Source organism: Kosakonia sp. (assembly GCF_032052965.1).
In the GTDB taxonomy this organism is placed as follows: domain Bacteria; phylum Pseudomonadota; class Gammaproteobacteria; order Enterobacterales; family Enterobacteriaceae; genus Kosakonia.
Window position 1 is genome coordinate 141,152 of the sequence record NZ_DAMBVN010000002.1, and the last position, 20,903, is coordinate 162,054.

The window sequence follows — 20,903 nt, forward strand, 5'->3', positions numbered from 1 at the left end:
CTCAGACGCGCGGCCGTTTGCGGTAGATCCATAATCCAGGGATCGACAAACCAATCGACAGCGCGCCAACAATAGATGAGGCTTTGAGAAAGTTGGTCAGCAGCAGGATCATGAGCTCTTCGTTGTAGCCGAAGTGGCCAATCTTCACCGCTGAAATCATTGCGGTGTATGCGGAAATACCGGGGAACATCGGGATTACTGCCGCCACGGTAAAGACTTTCGGGTGCGCCAGATACCAGCGTGACCAGCGAATACCGATACTTCCTACCAGCATGGATGCCACGAATGTTGACCATTCGATGTTAAAACCCCAGTGCATCATGGCAAAGCGCGAACCGTGACCAATAGCGCCAAGCAGCGCGCACCAGCGCAGGGCGCGATGCGGAACGTTAAACACCATAGCAAATCCCACGGCGGGAATGGCTGCCAGCGCCATGTCCTGCGCCAGCGCCAGAAAAAACCGGATCACATCCATCCGCGGAGCCCCCATAATGTCATTGCCATTACCACACCAATGCAGGTTGCAAGCGTTAATAAACTGGCGATTGCCCAGCGCGCCAGCCCGGTATTGATATGGCCTTTAAACATGTCGGCCACAGCGTTGATCAGCGGAAACCCCGGCACCAACAACAAAACGCTGGCGGCCATGGCAACCGTCGAAGAGTGGAGGAAGCCTGGTAGAGTCAGCATCAGGCCGGATACCGTCGTGGCAACAAAAGCGGTAATGCAGAAGTTGATTTGTGGATGCATATGCCGGCCCGCCAGTACCAGCCGCACATACATTGCGACACTGCTGGCGCAAAAGGTAATAAATGCGCCGTCCCAGCCACCATTGTTAAGCTTGCAGAAGCAGGCGCAGGAGAGGCCAACCATCACTGTGACCAGCCAGCGTGGATAACGCAGCGGTTTTACCTGAGAAAAGCGTTTTTCGACGCCTTTAAAATCCAGCAGCTTATGTTCCGCAAGAATGACGATATGCTGTACTTCAGTCACGACATGCATATTGATACCGCGGTCGCTGTTCTTGCGCGTTGAGGTCAGACATTGGCCGTCTTTGATAGTGGTAAGTACGATGGCATTTGAAGAAATCAAACTTTCAACGCTGTCCATGCCCAGCGCCAACCCAAGCCGCGTGGATAACTCCTCAACCAGCGCGCTCTCTGCGCCGTGCTGTAACAAATAAAGGCCGCACTGAATACACAGGCGTGTGATGGCCCGCTGCGATGACTGGTCTGTTTGCATGATGACCCTGGTAGTGGTGTAACGACGCTCACAAAAAGAAAATGTAAAAGCTATTTTTAACACAATATACAGGTAGGATGGCGCTAAAGTAGATCAAGATTTGCGCAGTAAGTCATGATGATGAAGTATTGTGAAACGTTCTTATTTTACCGGTAACCAGGTTGTAAGTTTTTCTGGTATGTCCATGCCGTTATGTTGAAAATCGTCAATATTGAAAGAGTTAGCGGAAAATACCATCTTAATTATTCGTGAAATTTATTTATTAATCTTAATTATATCCGCATCGATTGTTTTTATTTTCTTATTTTATTTTTAATATTAACCGGGACGCTCGAATGGACGTTGTGTTATGTTGACACGATAGTGGGCAATACTATAATTTTATAACGTTATATTTAATTGCTAATCATAAATTCCGTAAATCTAATTACCCGTTTCATTCTGAAATGGCGGTTTTGTTACGTTAATTATATTGGCCGATTAAATGCTAATAGCGGCAATTGATAACAGTTAAGAATGGAAGCGGAGGTTTTCATGCTATCGCTAAGCGACAAACAAGGGATTATCATTAGCAGGATGCCTGTACTACGGTCAGGGGTCGGGGGCATTCTTGAAAGCCATTTCCCTGAATATCAATTAATGTATTATTCCGCAGTCGAAGAGACTACGCTTCGGCAACTTGCTGCTGCCAGGTTGATCGTCGTCGATTTGACAGGTGAACTCCGGCATGCTCGCAGGCACTGCCAGCAATACTTTACCTTGCTTCCGCAATGTGAAAATACGCACTGGATCTTCCTGATTTCCCGCAGTTTATATCCGGTTGCGATGCAATTATTGTTGCGCTCCCATACGACACTTCTTGCGGAAGAGGAACCGGTTGAGACGGTCATCAGGACAATACGAGAAGGTTATGAAAAGCTGCCAGATATTAACTGTGTGCATAATATTTCTGAACAGCAAGAAAATGAAAGAAATATCAATAATGCTGAAATGCTAACCTTTTCTGAACGGAAAGTGTTACGCCTTCTTGGAAAAGGATGGGGAATCAACCAAATTGCATCTCTGCTTAAAAAAAGCAACAAGACGATCAGCGCGCAAAAAAATAGCGCAATGCGGCGTTTATCGCTGCGAAGTAATGCGGACCTGTACTCATGGATAAATAGTGCGCGGGGTATAAAAGAGTTGAACCTGGGCACTGCATATGGAGAGCAGAAGGAATGGAACATTATTGCAAAAGAAGCAACGTTGCCATCATCGAAAAGTGCATAATGAGTGAAGCAGGATTACGTCATTTATTTAATGATTCTATTAACTGCCAATACTCTTTTCATTTTTTTAAAAATTATGCGTCTTTTCGCCAGGCTCTCACGCAGAAGCCTTTCTTTGCGGTGATCTATTCCCTTTTTGGGCGTCGGGAAGAGCGGCGAGAGTGCCTGATGGGGTTGCATCGGCTTTCTCATTCTCATCCGAAAGTGCAACGCATTGTTTTAGCAGAGGATGATAGTGAAGCACAGCTGGTTGGTTTGCTTTCACCTTCGCAATTGCACGGTATTTGGAGTAAATCGTCCGCATTGCCTGTGTTACTGCAACAAATGGAGAGGTTGTTCGAGCAAAAGCAAGAGATAAATGAGGATGTCACAAATCACTGGTTTATTAGCCAGACCCGTATGCTTAGCCCGACAGAGCGTGAGATCCTGAGTTACATGACACGTGGCTATTCCCTGGCGGAAATTGCTTCACAGTTGGATCGCAACGTTAAAACTATCCGGGCGCATAAATTTAATGCGATGAATAAGCTGGGTGTAACATCGGACCTTAATCTGCTCCATGCAGCGGATATGCTGGCCTGGATGCCATTGTCAGGGCAGTATCCAAATTAACGTAGGTGAGTTAACAGCGCCAGGTTTTACACCTGGCGCGAAGGATTATTGGCAAACATCTATCCATTTTGCCCGGGTTAACTGAGCCATTCTTTCCGGAGAAATCCGCACGGCGCTATGAATGGCTCCTGCAGCCGGAAGTACTTCCGGGTACTGTTTTAATGACACATCGCAATAGACCGCCAGCGGGTTCTCCAGGCCAAACGGGCAGACGCCGCCGACAGGGTGACCAGTAATAGTGACCACTTCATCACTGCTGAGCATCCGTGCTTTTGCACCAAAGGTCGTTTTCAGTTTCTTGTTGTCGAGGCGCGCATCACCTTTGGCAACGACCAGAATGACTTCATTTTTTACCTTCAGCGACAGAGTCTTGGCTATTTGCCCAGGTTCGACGTGGTGCGCGGCTGCTGCCAGTGCGACGGTTGCTGTACTCTGACTCAGTTCAATAATGTCGATATCGGGGGCATTGTCGGCAAAGAATTGCCGCACAGACTGCAAACTCATGATGTTCTCCTGCATAAGACCGCCATTAATCTGTCACAAGGCTGTTATCGCTGTAAATATTCTGATGTAACAAACGACTTACAATCAGATCCTGGATCGCCTTCACAATCGCGGAAACCGGTTACAGTAACCGGTTGCAGTGTCCCGATGCCGGGTTAATACTGATTTTGTCACTTTCCTCTGCCCAGATAATTAAAAAAGAGCCGTCCATGAACATATCCTGCTTCGTTGTAAAGCTGGTTGAAAAACCCGCGCGGTTTCAAACAGAAAAAAGGGATTGCTGCACGGCAGAACATTCGCTGGTGCGCTTAATTTGTTAGTCTGACAGGAGATCTGCTATGTCTGCCAACCATGCTGCGTTTAACCTTATTTTCCGGTTTATAGAAAACTATGTCAGCCCGATTGCCGGGCGAATTTCATCTCAGCGCCATGTTATGGCCATTCGTGACGGTTTTATTTCGGCAATGCCGTTCATGATCGTAGGCTCGTTCTTGCTGGTTTTTGCTTATCCGCCTTTTTCGCCGGATACCACCTGGGGATTCGCCCGGGGGTGGTTAGATCTGGCGAAGCAGTACGAGGGCCGCATTCTTACGCCTTTCGACATGACGATGGGCATTATGTCTATCTATATTTGCGCGGCGATCGCTTACAACCTCGGTAAGCACTACGTGAAGTCGCATCAACTGGATCCTTTCATGTGCGCCATGCTGTCGTTAATGGCTTTTTTGCTGGTAGCTGCACCAAAGACCAGCGGCACATTACCGGTCGACAGCCTCGGCGGAACGGGGATTTTCACCGCGATTCTGGTAGCGATTTACTGCGTGGAAATGATGCGTTTTCTGAAGGCGCATAACATTGGCATCCGCCTGCCCGATCAGGTGCCGCCAATGATTAAGAACTCTTTTGATTTACTGATCCCTGTGTTAGTGGTGGTGTTAACGCTTTACCCACTGAGTCTGTTTATCCAGACGCAATTTAACATGTTGATCCCACAGGCAATTATGGCACTGTTTAAGCCTCTGGTGTCCGCAGCGGATTCGTTGCCTGCGATCCTGCTGGCAGTGATTATCGGCCACTTACTGTGGTTTGCCGGTATTCACGGCGCTGCGATTGTTTCTGGCATGCTGCAAATGTTCTGGTTAACCAACCTTGGCTTGAACCAGAGCGCACTGGCGCAGGGCGCACCGTTGCCTCATATCTTTATGGAAGCATTCTGGACGTTCTTTATTGTAATTGGCGGATCCGGGGCGACAATGGGGCTGGTGCTTTGCTATTTGCGTAGCCGCTCTGTGCACTTGCGATCGATTGGTCGTCTGAGTGTGGTGCCCAGTATGTTCAACATTAACGAGCCGGTGATCTTCGGGACGCCCATTGTCATGAATCCGGTGTTCTTTATTCCTTTCCTGCTTGCACCCACGCTTAATGCGATTATTGCCTGGGCGGCAATGAAACTGGATTTAATTGGCCGGGTCATTTCGGTCGTACCGTGGACAGCGCCAGCACCTATTGGCGGTGCATGGGCTTTAGGCTGGGATTTCCGTGCGGCTATCCTGGTCGTGCTTCTCGCCTGCATCTCCGCAATTATTTATTACCCGTTCTTCAAGGTATACGAAAAACAACTCCTGGAGCAGGAAGCAGAAGAGGCCCAGCGCGCAGAAGAAGAGAAACAAACCGCGTAAAACAATCAGCACCATTCCCCGGGGCGTACGTTGCGCCCCGGATTATTTTAGCGTGCAGTCACCACATTGCTGAACATCAGGCAGGCGGTAACGCTGACAACAGGTGCGGCGAACCAGTGCACCGTCGCGCAGTACCACGCTGCGCCAAAGCGGGTTGTCGCTTCCGTCGGCGAGCTGCTTTTCAAAGAAGCATATCTGGCGCAGCGCGGCTACGCGCGTTTCACCCAACAGGGGGAGCATCTCTCCTAAATACCAGTTGATCAGATACCCCGTATTGCTCCAGATAAGCTTACCGTTGATCTCGCCAGTGGCTTCCAGCGCCTGTACCACCGGAAGCATTGCCTGGGTCGTCAGCGCGCCAATGCGGCAGGCATCGTTCTGCGAGGTTAATGCACGGTCTGGCTGAACATCAATCCAGAAACAGGCGGCGCGGCCAGTTTCATGAAACTCAACATGAAACAGCTCAGGCGAGAGGTCAATAGCCGTTTTCTGCGTCAGTAGCGCCAGCAGTAATGGCGGTACCATCAGCCCAAGATACCACTGTGCCCATAACGAAAGCAGCGGTTTGTTTTCGCGCGGCTGGGTGGGCTGGTTACGGTAGATATGATCAGAGTAGGTGGCGATAAGGGTTTGCAGCTCGCTGTGGCGAGACCACTCTCTGAGCGTCAACGCCGAATACGGCGAGGACTCATTCAGACGAATAAAATCAAGCAGGTGCGCACGCGTGCTGGTAATCGTTTCCCGCATGGCATTAGCCAGCGAATCGCGCTCATCAATGAGGCTACCTCGCCAGATAATGTTTTCTGTAAGCGTTGCGGTACGATAAGTCATGGCGCCGGCTAATTGCGAAATCTAAATGATAATTATTGCCAATCCTATCCAGAGGTAGAATCGATAGCAACATTTTTATCGTAAAGTTCGCTCAGGCGGGCTGTAACTCTTTACTCACCAGGATGTTATTGCGACCCAAATTTTTTGCTTCGTACAAGGCCTTATCCGCGCGAGCGAGCGAGGCCTCAATGTCATTTTCCAATAGAGGAGCAATACCAATGCTGACCGTTACATTGGTCGCCACGCTTTCATTAAACATATGGGGAATTTTTAAATCATAGACCTGGCGACGTATACGCTCGGCGATAAGACGAGCCTGTTCCTGGTCGACATTGTTAATCAGGATCATGAATTCTTCGCCGCCAAAACGCGCGACAATATCCCGCGAACCCACCGCATCACGCAAAGCGGCGGACACACGGATCAGGGCCTGATCGCCCATCATATGGCCGTAGTGATCGTTATAAGCTTTGAAGTGATCGATATCCAGTAGCAGCACATAGCGGGGGCTGTCATCCACCGCCAGCAAATTATCGATTTTATTCTGCAATCCACGCCGGTTATAAACGCCGGTCAGCGGATCCAGCATGCTCAGATCGTTCAGTGTTTTCCGTTCCTGCACCAGACGGTTCATCAACCCCTGGGCAAAATTATCGTTACGTTTCTGAATGGCATGCTGAATAGAAATCCCTAAGACGGGAAGAGCGAAGGAGTAGATCAGGCGGAGCTCTGTTTCGCTGCCGCTCAGCCACAGGCAACTGATGAACACGGGTGAAGAGTGAACAATAAACGCAAGGACATTATTTGAAAACGCAATAGTGCCAATAAACAGAACACTGAGTAGCGCGATCAGCAGATACGCGTCAGCATTATCGTTTATTAATCTTACTTTAGTGATCACATGCCATGCCCACAGGCTGCCGAATATCAGTGATGTGAAGGTGATATTAATTTTCGTTTTTGGATAACGTCGGTGCCACATCGGCAGAATGACGCTGATCGCAAAAATAAGGCATACCGGGAGCGTAAAGGTGCGCACATTGTTGAGCGGCAGAGCTGCAGAAAACAGAGCTGAGATCGCGTTGAGTAAAAGAAACAGTCGTAGGGACAATCGATATTTCTTGTTACAGAGAGATTGCCAGGTTTGTAATGTCATACCTAAAAATCGTTATTTATCCGCAATATAACAGCGAGCTGATTGTCTAAAAGGGAAAAGGTAACGCGATGAAACAGTTATCGCGAAAAATTAGTGATTTGGATTTTCATTTAAGTGTCGCTTAATTTATCACCTTACTGAATGTCTGTCATCAGAAGATGAGTAATCTTCATACTGGTTTAAGGTCTCTGGCTGACAAATGAGAAAACATATCATATGATATTGGTTATCATTATCGATATGAGAGATGAAACCATGTTGCAACGCGCGCTGGGGAGTGGATGGGGAATTGTGTTACCTGGCTTTATTGTTGCCGTTTTGGCGCTTGCGGATCTGTCGATTAATGCCTGGCGGGGAGTGATCGTTTTGGGGCTGCTGCTGACGCCGGTAATGCTCTACCACAATCGCTTACGGCACTTTGTGCTGTTGCCGTCGGGTGTTGCACTGGTCGGTGGAATGATGCTGATGTTGTTGAACGTGAAGATGATCATGTAACTGGAGGATTAATACAGGAAGGTTATAAGATATCTGGTGCGAGGGGGGGGACTTGAACCCCCACGTCCGTAAGGACACTAACACCTGAAGCTAGCGCGTCTACCAATTCCGCCACCTTCGCACAGTCATCTTACTTTTTAGATATCGCCTCGTTGGTGCGAGGGGGGGGACTTGAACCCCCACGTCCGTAAGAACACTAACACCTGAAGCTAGCGCGTCTACCAATTCCGCCACCTTCGCACAGTGCGAGCGATATCTGCGTGGATTATGGTGCGAGGGGGGGGACTTGAACCCCCACGTCCGTAAGGACACTAACACCTGAAGCTAGCGCGTCTACCAATTCCGCCACCTTCGCATACCATCGACACTATTGAAGTATCGTTACCACGGAGGCGCATTCTAGATGTTTTACGCTTTTCGTCAACAGTTAATTACAGCAACTGCAGTTGATTGCTGTAAAAATGGGCGCTCGCTACGCGAGAGAAGGGGCACCCGGCAAGCTACGCCTGCCGGGTAAGGCGGTTATTTCAACGCCTGACGCGTCATGACCGTACGGTAGACTTTAAAGCGACCCGTTTGCGCGATCACCTCGTGGAAGCCAAAGGTCTGATCCAGCACATCCGGATAGGGCAGGAAGGCGTTAGCAACGATACGCAGTTCACCACCGCTGTTCAGGTGGCGCACGGCACCGCGGATCAGGGTCTGCGCAGCTTCCATACTGGTCTGCAAACCATCATGGAATGGCGGGTTCGAAATAATCATATCGAAGCGGCCGCTCACTTCAGAGAAGACGTTGCTGGCAAACACGTCGCCTTCAAAACCATTGGCGGCTAGCGTTGCGCGACTGGCTTCGACCGCCGGGGCGGAAACATCACACAGCGTCAGGCGAACTTTGGGTGAATGGCTTGCCAGTACTGCTGCCAGCACGCCTGCACCGCAACCGACATCCAGCACTTTACCTTTAGTGTGTGGCGTTAACGTCGACAGCAACAACTGGCTGCCAACGTCCAGACCGTCGCGGCTGAAAACACCCGGCAAAGTTTTAATGGTCAGATTGCCCAATGCATACTCGCCCCAAAAACCGTTCGGATCGAAGGCGGGGTTTTTATCCAGGCGGCCATGATACAGACCGCAGCGGCGGGCGCTGTCGACTTTATTCAACGTGCAATATTCCGCCAGCATCTGTTCAGCGCTGCGAACCCCACTGCGGTTTTCACCCACGACAAAAATATCACTGCCTGTCGGCAGCAATGAAAGCAAATTCATTAACTGAAACAGCGCTTCCGGCTTGTTTTTCGGCCAATAGTAAACCAGCGTATCGCAGTCACCGACAGTGTCGCTATCCGCCACCAGGCTGTAACGTGCGTGTTCACCCATTAGTGAGCTTAAGGTTTGCCATTGGTGAAACTGTTGTGTCCAGGCACGGCTTTCAGCGGTATCCAGACGGGCAGGCAGGTCATCCTGCAAGTCGCCAGCAAAAAGAATGCGGCTGGGTTCGAAATCGTCACTGTGGCGCAGCAAGACTTCACTTGCCGGAGTAAAAGCAGACATGGGGAGTTCCTCGTTAAATACTGGCGGCGATTATACACGTTATCCTTCACGCTGCCTCTTTGTTGGCTGCGTCTGCGGACCCCGGTCACTTACAGGTGTAAGCGCCCGGGGATCCTTATCCTTGCCGCCTCGATACAGCGCGAATGATTTTGTGTATAAGCACGTTATCCTTCACGCTGCCTCTTTGTTGGCTGCGTCTTAATGGCGAACAGGCGTCGAGTTTGCTATATTTGCGCGCCTGACATACAGGAGTGCTTTGTTATGACTTCCCGACGCGACTGGCAATTACAGCAACTGGGCATTACCCAGTGGACTTTGCGCCGCCCGGCGGTGTTGCAGGGCGAGATTGCCATTTCGCTGCCTGCGCATATCCGGCTGGTGATGGTGGCGCCAACGCTCCCCGCGCTTACTGAGCCGCTGGTGAGCGACGTACTGCGTGCGTTGACTGTTACGGCGGATCAGGTTCTGCAGTTAACGCCGGATCGCGTTGCCATGCTGCCTCCGGAGAGTCAATGTAACAGCTGGCTGCTTGGCATTAATGAGCCGCTGACGCTGGCAGGGGCGCAAGTCTCAACGGCCTCGTATGAAGAATTACGCGGCAATCCTGCGGCGCGTGCCGCGTTATGGCAACAAATCTGCGAACATGAACACGATTTCTTCCCTCAGCACGACTGACTTAGATCGCGCCTATCATATTGAAACCCGTGCGCACGCGTTCCCCTGGAGCGAGAAAACACTGGCCAGCAACCAGGGTGAACGTTACCTCAACTATCGACTGATGGTCGGAGATGAAATGGCGGCGTTTGCCATTACCCAGGTCGTAATGGATGAGGCGACGCTATTCAATATCGCTGTAGATCCAGCCTGGCAACGCAAAGGTTTAGGCCGACAATTGCTGGAACACCTGATCCGCGAACTGGAAGCGCGTAACGTGTTGACACTGTGGCTCGAAGTACGCGCCTCCAACACAGCAGCTATTGCATTGTATGAAAGCCTGGGCTTTAACGAGGCGACGATCCGCCGCAATTATTACCCCACGGCTACTGGGCGTGAGGATGCGATCATCATGGCGCTCCCCCTCTAATTGAAGAAAGGTGATGTAATGAAATGGGACTGGATACTGTTTGATGCTGACGAAACGCTGTTTACGTTCGACGCGTTCGGTGGCTTACAACGGATGTTTCTTGACTATAGCGTAACATTCACCGATCAGGATTTTGTAGAATATCAGTCTGTTAACAAACCTTTGTGGGTGGATTACCAGAACGGTGCCATCAATGCGCTGCAGTTGCAGCATCGGCGTTTTCAGGGCTGGTCCGAGCGCCTGAATGTACCTGCCGGCGCGCTGAACGAGGCCTTTCTCAACGCAATGGCGGAAATCTGCGCGCCGTTACCGGGGGCCGTTTCATTATTGAACAGCCTGAAAGGCAAAGCCAAACTGGGCATTATTACCAACGGGTTTACCGCCTTGCAGCAAATCCGTCTGGAACGTACGGGGCTTCGCGACTATTTTGATTTATTGGTGATTTCTGAACAGGTTGGCGTCGCCAAACCGGACCCGAGGATCTTTAATTATGCGCTTGAGCAAGCCGGAAACCCGGATCGCGCGCGCGTATTGATGGTGGGCGATACAGCGGAATCAGACATTCTGGGCGGCATCAACGCCGGGCTGTCGACCTGCTGGCTAAATGCGCACCAACGTGCGTTGCCGGCGGGGATCACCCCAACCTGGACCGTCGCCTCTCTAAACGAACTGGAGCTACTCCTGTGTAAACATTGATTGTCTGCACTCAGCCGTTGAGTACAATAGCCGCATTTTTCGTATTTCATCGCGCGGCCTCAGGTCGCGCAATTACACAGAAGATTTCATTATGACGTTGTCTCCTTATTATCAAGAGGTGGCGAAGCGCCGTACGTTCGCTATCATCTCGCACCCCGATGCCGGTAAAACCACCATCACCGAGAAAGTGTTGTTGTTCGGACAGGCGATCCAGACCGCAGGTACCGTAAAAGGCCGTGGCTCCAACCAGCACGCCAAATCCGACTGGATGGAGATGGAAAAGCAACGTGGTATCTCCATTACCACCTCTGTTATGCAGTTTCCGTATAAAACCTGTCTGGTTAACCTGCTGGACACCCCAGGGCACGAAGACTTCTCGGAAGATACCTATCGTACCCTGACGGCGGTGGACTGCTGTCTGATGGTGATTGATGCCGCAAAAGGTGTTGAAGACAGGACGCGTAAACTGATGGAAGTGACCCGCCTGCGCGACACGCCTATCCTCACCTTTATGAACAAACTCGACCGTGACATCCGCGATCCGATGGAGCTGCTGGATGAGGTGGAAAATGAGTTAAAAATCGCCTGCGCGCCGATCACCTGGCCAATTGGTTGCGGCAAACTCTTTAAAGGCGTTTACCACCTTTATAAAGACGAAACTTACCTCTATCAGACCGGTAAAGGTCACACCATTCAGGACGTGCGTATCGTTAAAGGGCTGAATAACCCTGAGCTCGACCAGGCTGTTGGTGAAGACCTGGCGCAGCAGTTACGCGATGAGCTGGAGCTGGTGCAGGGGGCGTCCAATGAGTTCGACAAAGAGTTGTTTCTGAGCGGCGAAATCACCCCAGTCTTCTTTGGTACGGCATTGGGTAACTTTGGTGTCGATCATATGCTGGATGGCCTGGTTGAGTGGGCGCCTGCGCCGATGCCGCGGAAAACCGATACGCGTGAAGTGACCGCCGCAGATGAGAAGTTCACCGGCTTTGTGTTTAAGATCCAGGCGAACATGGATCCGAAGCACCGTGACCGCGTGGCATTTATGCGCGTCGTGTCTGGCCGCTATGAAAAAGGTATGAAACTGCGCCAGGTTCGTACCGGTAAAGACGTGGTGATTTCTGATGCGCTGACGTTTATGGCAGGTGACCGTTCGCACGTTGAAGAAGCGTATCCGGGCGATATCATCGGTCTGCACAACCACGGCACTATCCAGATTGGCGACACCTTTACTCAGGGTGAAATGATGAAGTTCACCGGCATCCCCAACTTTGCTCCGGAACTGTTCCGCCGCATTCGTCTGCGCGACCCGCTGAAGCAGAAGCAACTGCTAAAAGGTCTGGTACAGCTCTCAGAGGAGGGGGCCGTACAGGTGTTCCGTCCTGTCTCCAATAACGATCTGATTGTGGGGGCGGTTGGTGTGCTGCAGTTTGATGTGGTCGTTGCGCGTCTGAAAAGCGAGTACAACGTTGAAGCCGTGTACGAATCCGTAAACGTGGCTACCGCGCGTTGGGTTGAGAGCACAGACGTGAAAAAGTTCGAAGAGTTTAAGCGGAAGAACGAAATTCAGCTGGCTCTCGACGGCGGCGACAACCTGACGTATATCGCTCCGACGATGGTGAACCTGAACCTGACCCAGGAACGTTACCCTGAAGTCACCTTCCACAAAACCCGCGAGCATTAATCCTTCTCCGGAGCGCGGCACACGCCGTGCTCCGTCACTTTTCCTGTCTTATTAGCCTGTTGCGGAAAGTTCTTAAAACCGCGCGTTTTGCTGCTTATTGGTCGTTTTTTAACCGCTTGTCCAGGCTTTTTAGCGATTGTGATCTATATTTAACAAAGTGATGACAAATCGGGTGGGTAAAAGTCCTGTTCATTGCGTGTTTTATAGTCTTTTATCCACCTTTGTCATTGCATGTTGATATTAATAACTGCATCAGAAGGGATGCGACGGTATTGTGACCGGAACCATTGATTTCTGAACTGGGTGACAATCACCGCGCAGTAGAGCAGCCATTGTTGCTGCTTGTAGCCCAAATTGTGGGCAAACCAATAGGAATGACATCGATGACTATGACAAGACTGAAGATTTCTAAAACTCTGCTGGCTGTAATGTTGGGTTCCGTATTGGCGAGTGGTTCTGCTTTCGCAGCAGAGACAACCACTGACAAAGCGCAAAACACCGCGTCCAGCGCAGGGGATAAAATCGATAGTTCTATGAATAAAGTCGGTGGCTTCATGGATGACAGCACCATTACCGCCAAGGTAAAAGCGGCGCTGGTGGATCATGAAAGCATTAAAAGCACCGATATTTCCGTCAAAACCGAGAAGAAAGTGGTTACGCTCAGCGGCTTTGTAGAAAGCCAGGCGCAGGCTGAACAGGCTGTTTCTGTCGCCAAAGGCGTAGAGGGCGTAGCGTCCGTCAGCGACAAGCTGCATGTACGTGACGGAAAATCCCAGTCAGTAAAAGGTTACGCGGGTGACACCGCCACAACCAGTGAAATCAAAGCCAAACTGCTGGCCGACGATGTGGTCCCTTCCCGTAAGGTTAAAGTGGAAACCACAGACGGCGTTGTCCAGTTGTCGGGTACCGTTGATTCACAAGCTCAAAGTGAACGCGCTGAAAGCATCGCCAAAGCCATTGATGGTGTGAAGAGCGTGAAAAACGATCTCAAAGTTAAGTAACAGATCCTGAAAACGTCACTGCCCGGCTGTTGCCGGATATGACAAGCACGTACCGGGAAAATCACGCGGGTGAGCATCCTGAGCGCTCACCGTAAGCGGTCGACATTAACTATGGTAAAGGAGAGTCTTATGTTTCGTTGGGGCATTATATTTCTGGTTATCGCGTTAATTGCCGCCGCTCTGGGCTTTGGTGGCCTGGCAGGCACGGCAGCAGGCGCCGCGAAAATTGTCTTCATCGTCGGTATTATCCTGTTCCTGGTGAGCCTGTTTATGGGTCGTCGGCGTCCATAGCGAATAACACGCTTAAACTTCGGTTACATTAAAGCCAGTCCTCGTGACTGGCTTTGCTGTTTCAGCGGACTATAAATTACGTTACTTTGTCAGGCATGACGTTTCTGAAAGGAAAGCAGCGTGGGGCAGTATATTCCCGTAACGCTCGGCAATATTGCGCCGCTGGCGTTAAAACCATTTCGGCCTGGTCGCCTCGCGCTGGTGTGCGAAGGTGGCGGCCAGCGTGGCATTTTTACCGCCGGGGTGCTGGATGAATTTATGCGCGCAGAATTTAACCCTTTCGAGCTCTATTTTGGAACTTCTGCGGGCGCGCAAAACCTGTCAGCTTATGTCTGTAACCAGCCCGGTTATGCCCGTAAAGTGATTATGCGTTACACGACGCAGCGCGATTTTTTTGACCCGGTGCGGTTTGTCCGCGGTGGCAACCTGATAGACCTTGACTGGCTGGTAGAATCAACCGCAAGCAAAATGCCACTGGCGATGGACACCGCTGCGCGCGCCTTTGAGGGCGGCAAAGCGTTTTACATGTGCGCCTGCCGGCAGGATGACTACACGGCAGAGTATTTCGCGCCGACGCACCAAACCTGGCTGGACTTAATTCGGGCTTCGAGTGCGATCCCCGGTTTTTACCGACCGGGCGTCTCACTGGAGGGTATCAACTATCTGGACGGCGGCGTCAGCGATGCCATTCCGGTGCAGGAAGCGGCTAAACGCGGGGCAAAAACCATTGTGGTGATCCGCACGGTACCGTCGCAAATGTATTATACGCCGCAGTGGTTTAAACGCATGGAACGCTGGCTGGGGGAGAGCAGTCTGCAACCGCTGGTTAACCTGGTGCAGCACCATGAAAAAAGTTATTTAGCCATTCAAAAATTCATCGAAACCCCGCCGGGTAAGCTGCGTATTTTTGAGATCTATCCTCCTAAGATACTGAACAGTATGGCGTTGGGGAGCCGTGTTCCCGCGCTGCGTGATGACTATAAAATTGGGCGACTGTGCGGGCGTTATTTTCTGGCGACAGTGGGTAAATTACTGGCACAAACTCCGCCACTGGTACGCCATCCGCCGCTTCTGGCAACCCGGGTTGTGCCTCCTGCGCCGGTGGCTAACGATGCGCTGGATACGCCGCTGGTCATTGCGCCGCAGGCTAACGATTTGCCAATCAATAAAGAGGATACGGCGTGAGTTTTCGCTTTATCGACACCCATTGTCATTTTGATTTCCCTCCCTTCTCCGGAGATGAAACCGCCAGCATTGCCCGTGCCGCTGCTGCGGGCGTCGGGCAGATCATCGTGCCGGCCATTGCGGCCCGTTATTTTGAGCGCGTTTGTGATTTAGCCCGCCAGCACGCTGCGCTTTATGCCGCGCTGGGTTTGCATCCCATCGTGATTGAGGAACATAACGGAGAAAGTCTGGATATTCTCCAGGAGTGCCTGGCCGCACAAGCCGATGCCGTGGTCGCGATTGGTGAGATCGGCCTCGATCTCTACCGTGAGGATCCGCAGTTTGAACGCCAGCAACAGTTACTGGATGCGCAGCTGAAACTGGCGAAGCGCTATGACTTACCGGTCATCCTTCACTCTCGTCGAACCCACGACAAACTGGCGATGCACCTGAAAAAGCATGATTTGCCGCGCAAAGGCGTGGTACACGGTTTCGCCGGCAGCCTGCAGCAAGCACAACGTTTTGTTGAGCTGGGCTACTGCATTGGCGTGGGCGGCACGATTACTTACCCCCGAGCGAGTAAAACCCGTGATGTAATGGCGCAGCTGCCGCTTTCCGCGCTGTTACTGGAAACGGACGCGCCGGATATGCCGTTAAACGGTTTTCAGGGTCAGCCCAACCGGCCGGAACAAGCCGCTCGCGTCTTTACAACGCTGTGTGAACTGCGCCCGGAACCCGCAGAAGACATTGCTGAGGCATTGCTGGCAAACACACGTCAGTTGTTTGCATTACAGGTATAGCGCTGGTCGAAGTACGGTTCTAACTCCACGCTCTTCCAGCGCCTCCGCCAGCGGTTCAATGTCTTCTGACGTGGCGCTACGCCAGTTTTGGGCCTCGCCGAACACGCCATGGGCATGGAACGCATTCAGACGCACCGGCACCTCCCCAAGCTCACCAATGAACGCCGCCAGCGCATCTATATGTGCCAGATAATCGCTGTGCTCAGGGATCAACAATAAACGTAGCTCCGCCAGTTTATGCTCCGCCGCCAGCAGACGCAGGCTCTCTTTTACCTGCCGGTTGTCCCGCCCGGTAAGATAGCGATGCAGCTCACTTGTCCAGGCTTTCAGATCGATCATCGCGCCGTGGCAAACCGGTAACAATCTACGCCAGCCGGTTTCACTGAGCAGACCGTTGCTGTCCACCAGGCAGCTCAGATGCCGAAGTTGTGGATCATCGTGTATGGCGGTAAACAGCGCGTGCAAAAAGGGTAACTGCAGCGTGGCTTCACCGCCGCTGACGGTGATGCCTTCAATAAAGGGCGCTGTTTTGCGGATCTGTGCCAGTACCATTGCCACTGACATCGGCTGTGCCATTGGTGTGGCTTGTTGCGGGCACACATGCAGGCAGGTATCACACTGCTGGCAATGATGCGCCTGCCAGATGACCTGCCTGCCCGTCAGCGTTAATGCCTTATTCGGGCAAGTGGGCACACATTCACCACAGTGATTGCAACGCCCAATGGTCCACGGGTTATGGCAGTTCTTGCAGCGCATATTGCAGCCCTGTAAGAACAGCGCCAGTCTGCTTCCCGGACCGTCTACGCACGAAAAGGGAATGAGCTTACTGACGAAAGCGCATTTGCTGTTCATGGCTTATCACACGGGGTTGCCGCTCAAGAATGTGGGTGTTGCGCGCTGCCTCTTCACCGAGCCAGGTGGTATTGGTGCGCGATCCCGCGGCACGGAATTTCTCCAGATCCGAAAGACGCACCATATAACCGGTTACCCGCACAAGATCGTTACCCGCGATGTTGGCGGTAAACTCTCGCATACCAGCCTTAAAGGCCCCGAGGCAGAGCTGAACCAGCGCCTGCGGGTTGCGTTTGATGGTTTCGTCGAGGGTCAAAATATCGCTGATCCCGGCACTGTACCAGGCGTGATGCGGTGCCACGGTAAGGAGATGTGTGATCGGATCCGGCTCATCGCCATAGGGCAGACGTGCGCCCGGCGTTGTGCCGATATCTGAACTGATCCCCGACTGTGCATGCAGCATGGCGCGCTGCCGCCAGCCATAGTTCACTGGCGTGTTATCGACGAATGTTGCAAGGGCTTCGCTGATACGGTAGCCGATCGCATTTGCCTGTTCATCTTTGCCGTAGCGTGCTCCGGACCCGGCTTTATCACAAAGAATATTTACTGCTTCAGCCAGCCCGAACAGGCCAAACATGGGCACAAAACGATCGGCATCGATCAGACCTTCCCGGACCAGGAAGCTATGCTCAAAGAAACCTGATTCTTGATAGAGGAAGTCGCAGCGGGCATTGATAACTGCCATTTGCTGGCGGCAGTAATGCGGTAACTGGTGCGTGAAAAAATCCTCCAGCGAGTCACTGCCTTCAGCAATGACTTTCAGATTAAGCCGCACCAGTGTGCTGCCGCCCCCGCCGAGGGGCAGCGAGTTGTAACAACTGACAATGCCATAGCCGCCTTTTGTGAAAATATTATCATGCATCGGGCCGTTAGCGATGTGGGGTTTACTGCATGAGCAGATATTACGCGCGACTTCGAGCAGCAGATCATCTGGCGTAATTTGCGGATCGTAAATAAAGGTGAGATTGGGCGCAACCTGCTTCAACTCTGCGTCGGCTCGCAATATGGCACGCGTAACAGGGCCATCAAACGGGCCAATGTTCGCATGCATAAACGCATCGGGCAGTGTGCGGTCGAGATAGCGCCAGAAACGTTTTATTCGGATATCGATTTCTTCTTGTGTTAAAATTCTAACATACGGTTGTAGCAACGCATCCAGTTGTCCGAGGTAGACCGGCATTGCAGTGACGGAAGGCACATGGTGATAGAGGATGGTCAGCATCGACAAGGCATCATCCAGGTCACTGGCACCTTCCAGCTCCAGCCACGCGGAGCCATTCGCGAGAAATTTGGCGTAATCCGGCAGGACATAGCGTGGTTTGTACGGGGCATGGCCTTCGAACATATCGCAGACCGCGCCCTTATCAAGCGCGGCGCGCGCGGCTTCTGGCAGGGCCGGATACGGCAGGCTGTTTTCCGCCTCCAGCGCCAGAAAATGGCGCTTCTGTTCCGGGGTCAGCGTCGGGCTGGTGACTATCTGCTGGCAGCGCGACAGCAAAAAGGGATCAACAGATATGGACATCATTGTTCCTCTTGTTCCTTACGGGGAAGAGGAGTGTATGCAGGACGGGGCGCCTCCCTTTTTGATCCGCGTGGCTCCCCGGGCGATTACCGGCAGATTGAAGCTAAAAATTTGATAAATGTCTCATTATGGTTTTGCAAACGTGAATTAAGTTTTCATTAACTGTGATGGGTGTCGAAGTGTAACGGTGGGTTAATGTTAGAATAGTAACAGACCCGAACAAGAAATCGGCAATGAGCCGTCGGAGAGATTATGACTGATTTAACTGCAAGCAGCCTGCGTGCATTAAAACTGATGGACCTGACCACCCTGAACGACGATGACACTAACGAGAAAGTCATCGCCCTGTGCCATCAGGCGAAAACGCCCGTCGGCAACACGGCGGCAATCTGTATTTATCCACGTTTTATTCCGATTGCACGTAAGACGCTGAACGCGCAGGGTACGCCGGATGTACGTATTGCGACGGTAACCAACTTCCCGCACGGTAACGACGACATTGAAATCGCGCTGGCGGAAACCCGCGCGGCGATCGCTTACGGTGCCGATGAAGTGGATGTGGTCTTCCCGTACCGCGCCCTGATTGCCGGTAACGAGCAGGTAGGTTTTGATCTGGTAAAAGCCTGCAAAGAGGCCTGCGCTGCGGCCAGCGTGTTGCTGAAAGTGATCATCGAAACCGGTGAACTGAAAGAAGAGGCGCTGATCCGTAAAGCGTCTGAAATCGCCATCAAAGCAGGGGCGGATTTCATCAAAACCTCGACCGGTAAAGTGGCGGTCAATGCGACGCCAGAGAGCGCACGCATCATGCTGGAAGTGATCCGTGATATGGGGGTGGAAAAATCGGTGGGCTTCAAACCCGCAGGCGGTGTGCGCAGCGCGGAAGATGCACAGCAGTACCTGGCTATTGCTGATGAATTATTAGGTGCTGACTGGGCCGATGCCCGTCACTACCGTTTTGGCGCGTCCAGCCTGCTGGCGAGCCTGCTGAAAGCGCTGGGCCATGGCGACGGTAAGAGCGCGAGCAGCTACTAATAATGGTCTGATAGCGTGTTGCTTATCAGGCTGACTTAACCCATGTTTCGCCGGGCCTGTTCTGGTGCCCGGCCGTATCTTTCCTCAGGGGGTTACCTTGTTTCTCGCTCAAGAAATTATTCGAAAAAAACGCGATGGTCTCGCACTGAGTGATGAAGAAATCCGTTTTTTTATCAATGGAATTCGCGATAACACTGTGTCCGAAGGGCAAATAGCTGCGCTGGCAATGACCATTTTCTTCCACGATATGATCATGCCTGAGCGCGTCTCGCTGACCATGGCGATGCGGGATTCCGGCACTGTGCTGGACTGGAAGCATCTCGATCTTAACGGCCCGGTAGTCGATAAACACTCTACTGGCGGTGTGGGCGATGTGACTTCGTTAATGCTGGGCCCGATGGTGGCGGCTTGCGGTGGCTATATCCCTATGATTTCCGGGCGCGGACTCGGTCATACAGGCGGTACGCTCGATAAACTGGAAGCGATCCCTGGTTTTGACATTTTCCCGCAGGACAGTCGCTTCCGCGAGATTATTAAAGAGGTGGGTGTGGCGATTATTGGCCAGACCAACTCGCTGGCACCGGCAGACAAACGTTTTTATGCCACCCGCGACATTACCGCAACGGTGGACTCCATCCCGCTGATAACGGCATCGATCCTCGCCAAAAAACTGGCGGAAGGGCTGGATGCGCTGGTCATGGATGTGAAAGTGGGCAGCGGGGCATTTATGCCGACCTACGCCCTTTCTGAACAGCTAGCTGAAGCGATCGTTGGCGTGGCCAATGGCGCAGGTGTACGAACCACCGCATTGCTGACAGATATGAACCAGGTGCTGGCATCCAGCGCGGGCAACGCCGTTGAAGTGCGCGAAGCCGTACAATTCCTGACGGGCGAATACCGTAACCCGCGCTTGTTGGACGTCACCATGGCACTCTGTGTTGAGATGTTGATTTCCGGCAAGCTGGCGAAAGATGACCATGAAGCGCGGGCAAAATTGCAGACGGTGCTGGATAACGGTAAGGCGGCGGAAATTTTTGGCCGTATGGTGGCGGCACAAAAAGGCCCAACGGATTTTGTCGAAAACTACGACCACTATTTGCCGACCGCGACGCTGAGCAAAGCGGTATATGCGGATCAGGAAGGCTTTATTACCGCCATGGATACCCGTGCGCTGGGGATGGCGGTGGTATCAATGGGCGGTGGCCGCCGTCAGGCGACAGACAGCATTGATTACAGCGTCGGTTTTACCGGGATGGCGCGCCTGGGGGACAGTGTTGATGGCCAACGCCCGCTTGCGGTGATCCATGCGAAAGACGAAGCCAGCTGGCAGGATGCGGCAAAAGCGGTAAAAGCCGCGATTGTGGTAGGTGACAACGCACCAAAAGAGACACCAACAGTCTATCGCCGCATCACCGAATAGCGATATACTGATCTGATCGCTT

General features: G+C 52.1%; 22 protein-coding genes and 3 tRNA genes. 14 read left to right on the forward strand and 11 right to left on the reverse strand.

Going from position 1 to position 20,903, the window contains the following annotated elements; genetic code table 11:
* Position 1 precedes the first annotated feature (1 nt).
* Both RTX30_RS04010 and RTX30_RS04015 read right to left on the reverse strand, forming a co-directional pair.
* Positions 2-475 (reverse strand): threonine/serine exporter, encoded by a 474-nt coding sequence (locus RTX30_RS04010; RefSeq protein ID WP_312687066.1) that lies wholly within the window; start codon positions 473-475, stop codon positions 2-4.
* Complete coding sequence (locus RTX30_RS04015; RefSeq protein ID WP_312687068.1) at positions 466-1,242, reverse strand: threonine/serine exporter ThrE family protein; 777 nt, start codon at positions 1,240-1,242, stop codon at positions 466-468. The genes RTX30_RS04010 and RTX30_RS04015 overlap by 10 nt, the downstream gene beginning before the upstream one ends.
* 534 nt (positions 1,243-1,776) lie before the next feature.
* Between RTX30_RS04015 and RTX30_RS04020 the strand changes: the two genes are divergently transcribed.
* Positions 1,777-2,511 carry a LuxR C-terminal-related transcriptional regulator gene (locus RTX30_RS04020; RefSeq protein WP_312687071.1) on the forward strand — a complete coding sequence of 245 codons (735 nt, stop codon included), beginning with the start codon at positions 1,777-1,779 and terminating at the stop codon, positions 2,509-2,511.
* Positions 2,511-3,122 carry a DNA-binding transcriptional activator BglJ gene (gene bglJ, locus RTX30_RS04025; RefSeq protein WP_312687073.1) on the forward strand — a complete coding sequence of 204 codons (612 nt, stop codon included), beginning with the start codon at positions 2,511-2,513 and terminating at the stop codon, positions 3,120-3,122. The genes RTX30_RS04020 and bglJ overlap by 1 nt, the downstream gene beginning before the upstream one ends.
* Positions 3,123-3,167: 45 nt before the next feature.
* Here the strand turns inward: bglJ and RTX30_RS04030 are convergent, their stop codons facing one another.
* Positions 3,168-3,626, reverse strand: a complete 459-nt coding sequence (locus tag RTX30_RS04030; protein ID WP_312687074.1) for a YbaK/EbsC family protein — start codon at positions 3,624-3,626, stop codon at positions 3,168-3,170.
* 338 nt (positions 3,627-3,964) lie between these two features.
* On the opposite strand from RTX30_RS04030, the gene RTX30_RS04035 reads away from it, so the two are divergent.
* On the forward strand, positions 3,965-5,305 hold the full coding sequence (locus RTX30_RS04035; RefSeq protein ID WP_312687075.1) for a PTS sugar transporter subunit IIC: 1,341 nt from the start codon (positions 3,965-3,967) through the stop codon (positions 5,303-5,305).
* Positions 5,306-5,347: 42 nt separating this feature from the next.
* On the opposite strand, the gene fhuF is transcribed toward RTX30_RS04035, so the two are convergent.
* Positions 5,348-6,136 carry a siderophore-iron reductase FhuF gene (gene fhuF / locus RTX30_RS04040; protein ID WP_312687077.1) on the reverse strand — a complete coding sequence of 263 codons (789 nt, stop codon included), beginning with the start codon at positions 6,134-6,136 and terminating at the stop codon, positions 5,348-5,350.
* 91 nt (positions 6,137-6,227) lie between these two features.
* Complete coding sequence (locus RTX30_RS04045) at positions 6,228-7,292, reverse strand: GGDEF domain-containing protein (RefSeq protein ID WP_312687079.1); 1,065 nt, start codon at positions 7,290-7,292, stop codon at positions 6,228-6,230.
* A gap of 216 nt (positions 7,293-7,508) precedes the next feature.
* On the opposite strand from RTX30_RS04045, the gene RTX30_RS04050 reads away from it, so the two are divergent.
* Positions 7,509-7,787 carry a DUF1435 domain-containing protein gene (locus RTX30_RS04050; protein WP_312687080.1) on the forward strand — a complete coding sequence of 93 codons (279 nt, stop codon included), beginning with the start codon at positions 7,509-7,511 and terminating at the stop codon, positions 7,785-7,787.
* Between the two features lie 34 nt (positions 7,788-7,821).
* On the opposite strand, the gene RTX30_RS04055 is transcribed toward RTX30_RS04050, so the two are convergent.
* The 4 genes from RTX30_RS04055 to rsmC all read right to left on the reverse strand — a co-directional run bounded on the left by RTX30_RS04055 (position 7,822) and on the right by rsmC (position 9,338).
* A tRNA-Leu gene (locus RTX30_RS04055) sits at positions 7,822-7,908 on the reverse strand.
* Between the two features lie 32 nt (positions 7,909-7,940).
* A tRNA-Leu gene (locus RTX30_RS04060) sits at positions 7,941-8,027 on the reverse strand.
* Positions 8,028-8,055: 28 nt separating this feature from the next.
* A tRNA-Leu gene (locus tag RTX30_RS04065) sits at positions 8,056-8,142 on the reverse strand.
* 167 nt (positions 8,143-8,309) lie between these two features.
* Positions 8,310-9,338 (reverse strand): 16S rRNA (guanine(1207)-N(2))-methyltransferase RsmC, encoded by a 1,029-nt coding sequence (gene rsmC / locus RTX30_RS04070; RefSeq protein WP_312687081.1) that lies wholly within the window; start codon positions 9,336-9,338, stop codon positions 8,310-8,312.
* Between the two features lie 261 nt (positions 9,339-9,599).
* Between rsmC and RTX30_RS04075 the strand changes: the two genes are divergently transcribed.
* From RTX30_RS04075 to RTX30_RS04110, 8 genes are all read left to right on the forward strand, one after another.
* The gene (locus RTX30_RS04075; protein ID WP_312687082.1) at positions 9,600-10,013 is read left to right on the forward strand and encodes a DNA polymerase III subunit psi; all 414 of its coding nucleotides are present in this window, start codon (positions 9,600-9,602) and stop codon (positions 10,011-10,013) included.
* Positions 9,982-10,422: a ribosomal protein S18-alanine N-acetyltransferase gene (gene rimI, locus RTX30_RS04080; RefSeq protein WP_312687084.1), complete on the forward strand. Its 441-nt coding sequence runs from the start codon at positions 9,982-9,984 to the stop codon at positions 10,420-10,422. Before RTX30_RS04075 ends, rimI begins: the two co-directional genes overlap by 32 nt.
* A gap of 18 nt (positions 10,423-10,440) precedes the next feature.
* Positions 10,441-11,118 carry a pyrimidine 5'-nucleotidase gene (gene yjjG, locus RTX30_RS04085; RefSeq protein WP_312687087.1) on the forward strand — a complete coding sequence of 226 codons (678 nt, stop codon included), beginning with the start codon at positions 10,441-10,443 and terminating at the stop codon, positions 11,116-11,118.
* A gap of 91 nt (positions 11,119-11,209) precedes the next feature.
* Positions 11,210-12,799, forward strand: coding sequence for a peptide chain release factor 3 (gene prfC / locus RTX30_RS04090; protein WP_312687089.1), 1,590 nt, complete (start codon positions 11,210-11,212; stop codon positions 12,797-12,799).
* Between the two features lie 383 nt (positions 12,800-13,182).
* Positions 13,183-13,800, forward strand: a complete 618-nt coding sequence (osmY, locus tag RTX30_RS04095; RefSeq protein WP_312687092.1) for a molecular chaperone OsmY — start codon at positions 13,183-13,185, stop codon at positions 13,798-13,800.
* A gap of 129 nt (positions 13,801-13,929) precedes the next feature.
* Positions 13,930-14,091 (forward strand): DUF1328 domain-containing protein, encoded by a 162-nt coding sequence (locus tag RTX30_RS04100; protein ID WP_007373037.1) that lies wholly within the window; start codon positions 13,930-13,932, stop codon positions 14,089-14,091.
* Between the two features lie 120 nt (positions 14,092-14,211).
* Positions 14,212-15,276, forward strand: coding sequence for a patatin family protein (locus tag RTX30_RS04105; RefSeq protein WP_312687094.1), 1,065 nt, complete (start codon positions 14,212-14,214; stop codon positions 15,274-15,276).
* A complete protein-coding gene (locus RTX30_RS04110; protein ID WP_312687095.1) occupies positions 15,273-16,055 on the forward strand; it encodes a metal-dependent hydrolase in 783 nt (260 codons plus the stop codon). The genes RTX30_RS04105 and RTX30_RS04110 overlap by 4 nt, the downstream gene beginning before the upstream one ends.
* Here the strand turns inward: RTX30_RS04110 and RTX30_RS04115 are convergent.
* Both RTX30_RS04115 and RTX30_RS04120 read right to left on the reverse strand, forming a co-directional pair.
* Positions 16,044-16,907 carry a YjjW family glycine radical enzyme activase gene (locus RTX30_RS04115; RefSeq protein WP_312687097.1) on the reverse strand — a complete coding sequence of 288 codons (864 nt, stop codon included), beginning with the start codon at positions 16,905-16,907 and terminating at the stop codon, positions 16,044-16,046. The genes RTX30_RS04110 and RTX30_RS04115 overlap by 12 nt on opposite strands.
* Positions 16,879-18,429: a YjjI family glycine radical enzyme gene (locus tag RTX30_RS04120; RefSeq protein ID WP_312687468.1), complete on the reverse strand. Its 1,551-nt coding sequence runs from the start codon at positions 18,427-18,429 to the stop codon at positions 16,879-16,881. The genes RTX30_RS04115 and RTX30_RS04120 overlap by 29 nt, the downstream gene beginning before the upstream one ends.
* A 252-nt stretch (positions 18,430-18,681) precedes the next feature.
* On the opposite strand from RTX30_RS04120, the gene deoC reads away from it, so the two are divergent.
* On the forward strand, positions 18,682-19,461 hold the full coding sequence (gene deoC, locus RTX30_RS04125; protein ID WP_312687099.1) for a deoxyribose-phosphate aldolase: 780 nt from the start codon (positions 18,682-18,684) through the stop codon (positions 19,459-19,461).
* 97 nt (positions 19,462-19,558) lie between these two features.
* Positions 19,559-20,881 carry a thymidine phosphorylase gene (gene deoA / locus RTX30_RS04130; RefSeq protein ID WP_312687101.1) on the forward strand — a complete coding sequence of 441 codons (1,323 nt, stop codon included), beginning with the start codon at positions 19,559-19,561 and terminating at the stop codon, positions 20,879-20,881.
* Positions 20,882-20,903: the final 22 nt, after the last annotated feature.

Coding starts and splice junctions, on each gene's coding strand:
- rsmC (WP_312687081.1), bottom strand. CDS start 9,338: ATGTCTGCTTTTACTCCGGCAAGTGAAGTCTTGCTGCGCCACAGTGAC.
- osmY (WP_312687092.1), top strand. CDS start 13,183: ATGACTATGACAAGACTGAAGATTTCTAAAACTCTGCTGGCTGTAATG.
- prfC (WP_312687089.1), top strand. CDS start 11,210: ATGACGTTGTCTCCTTATTATCAAGAGGTGGCGAAGCGCCGTACGTTC.
- RTX30_RS04075 (WP_312687082.1), top strand. CDS start 9,600: ATGACTTCCCGACGCGACTGGCAATTACAGCAACTGGGCATTACCCAG.
- RTX30_RS04015 (WP_312687068.1), bottom strand. CDS start 1,242: ATGCAAACAGACCAGTCATCGCAGCGGGCCATCACACGCCTGTGTATT.
- RTX30_RS04100 (WP_007373037.1), top strand. CDS start 13,930: ATGTTTCGTTGGGGCATTATATTTCTGGTTATCGCGTTAATTGCCGCC.
- RTX30_RS04045 (WP_312687079.1), bottom strand. CDS start 7,292: ATGACATTACAAACCTGGCAATCTCTCTGTAACAAGAAATATCGATTG.
- deoC (WP_312687099.1), top strand. CDS start 18,682: ATGACTGATTTAACTGCAAGCAGCCTGCGTGCATTAAAACTGATGGAC.
- bglJ (WP_312687073.1), top strand. CDS start 2,511: ATGAGTGAAGCAGGATTACGTCATTTATTTAATGATTCTATTAACTGC.
- rimI (WP_312687084.1), top strand. CDS start 9,982: ATGAACACGATTTCTTCCCTCAGCACGACTGACTTAGATCGCGCCTAT.
- fhuF (WP_312687077.1), bottom strand. CDS start 6,136: ATGACTTATCGTACCGCAACGCTTACAGAAAACATTATCTGGCGAGGT.
- yjjG (WP_312687087.1), top strand. CDS start 10,441: ATGAAATGGGACTGGATACTGTTTGATGCTGACGAAACGCTGTTTACG.
- RTX30_RS04020 (WP_312687071.1), top strand. CDS start 1,777: ATGCTATCGCTAAGCGACAAACAAGGGATTATCATTAGCAGGATGCCT.
- RTX30_RS04010 (WP_312687066.1), bottom strand. CDS start 475: ATGGATGTGATCCGGTTTTTTCTGGCGCTGGCGCAGGACATGGCGCTG.
- RTX30_RS04050 (WP_312687080.1), top strand. CDS start 7,509: ATGATATTGGTTATCATTATCGATATGAGAGATGAAACCATGTTGCAA.
- RTX30_RS04120 (WP_312687468.1), bottom strand. CDS start 18,429: ATGTCCATATCTGTTGATCCCTTTTTGCTGTCGCGCTGCCAGCAGATA.
- RTX30_RS04030 (WP_312687074.1), bottom strand. CDS start 3,626: ATGAGTTTGCAGTCTGTGCGGCAATTCTTTGCCGACAATGCCCCCGAT.
- RTX30_RS04115 (WP_312687097.1), bottom strand. CDS start 16,907: ATGAACAGCAAATGCGCTTTCGTCAGTAAGCTCATTCCCTTTTCGTGC.
- RTX30_RS04035 (WP_312687075.1), top strand. CDS start 3,965: ATGTCTGCCAACCATGCTGCGTTTAACCTTATTTTCCGGTTTATAGAA.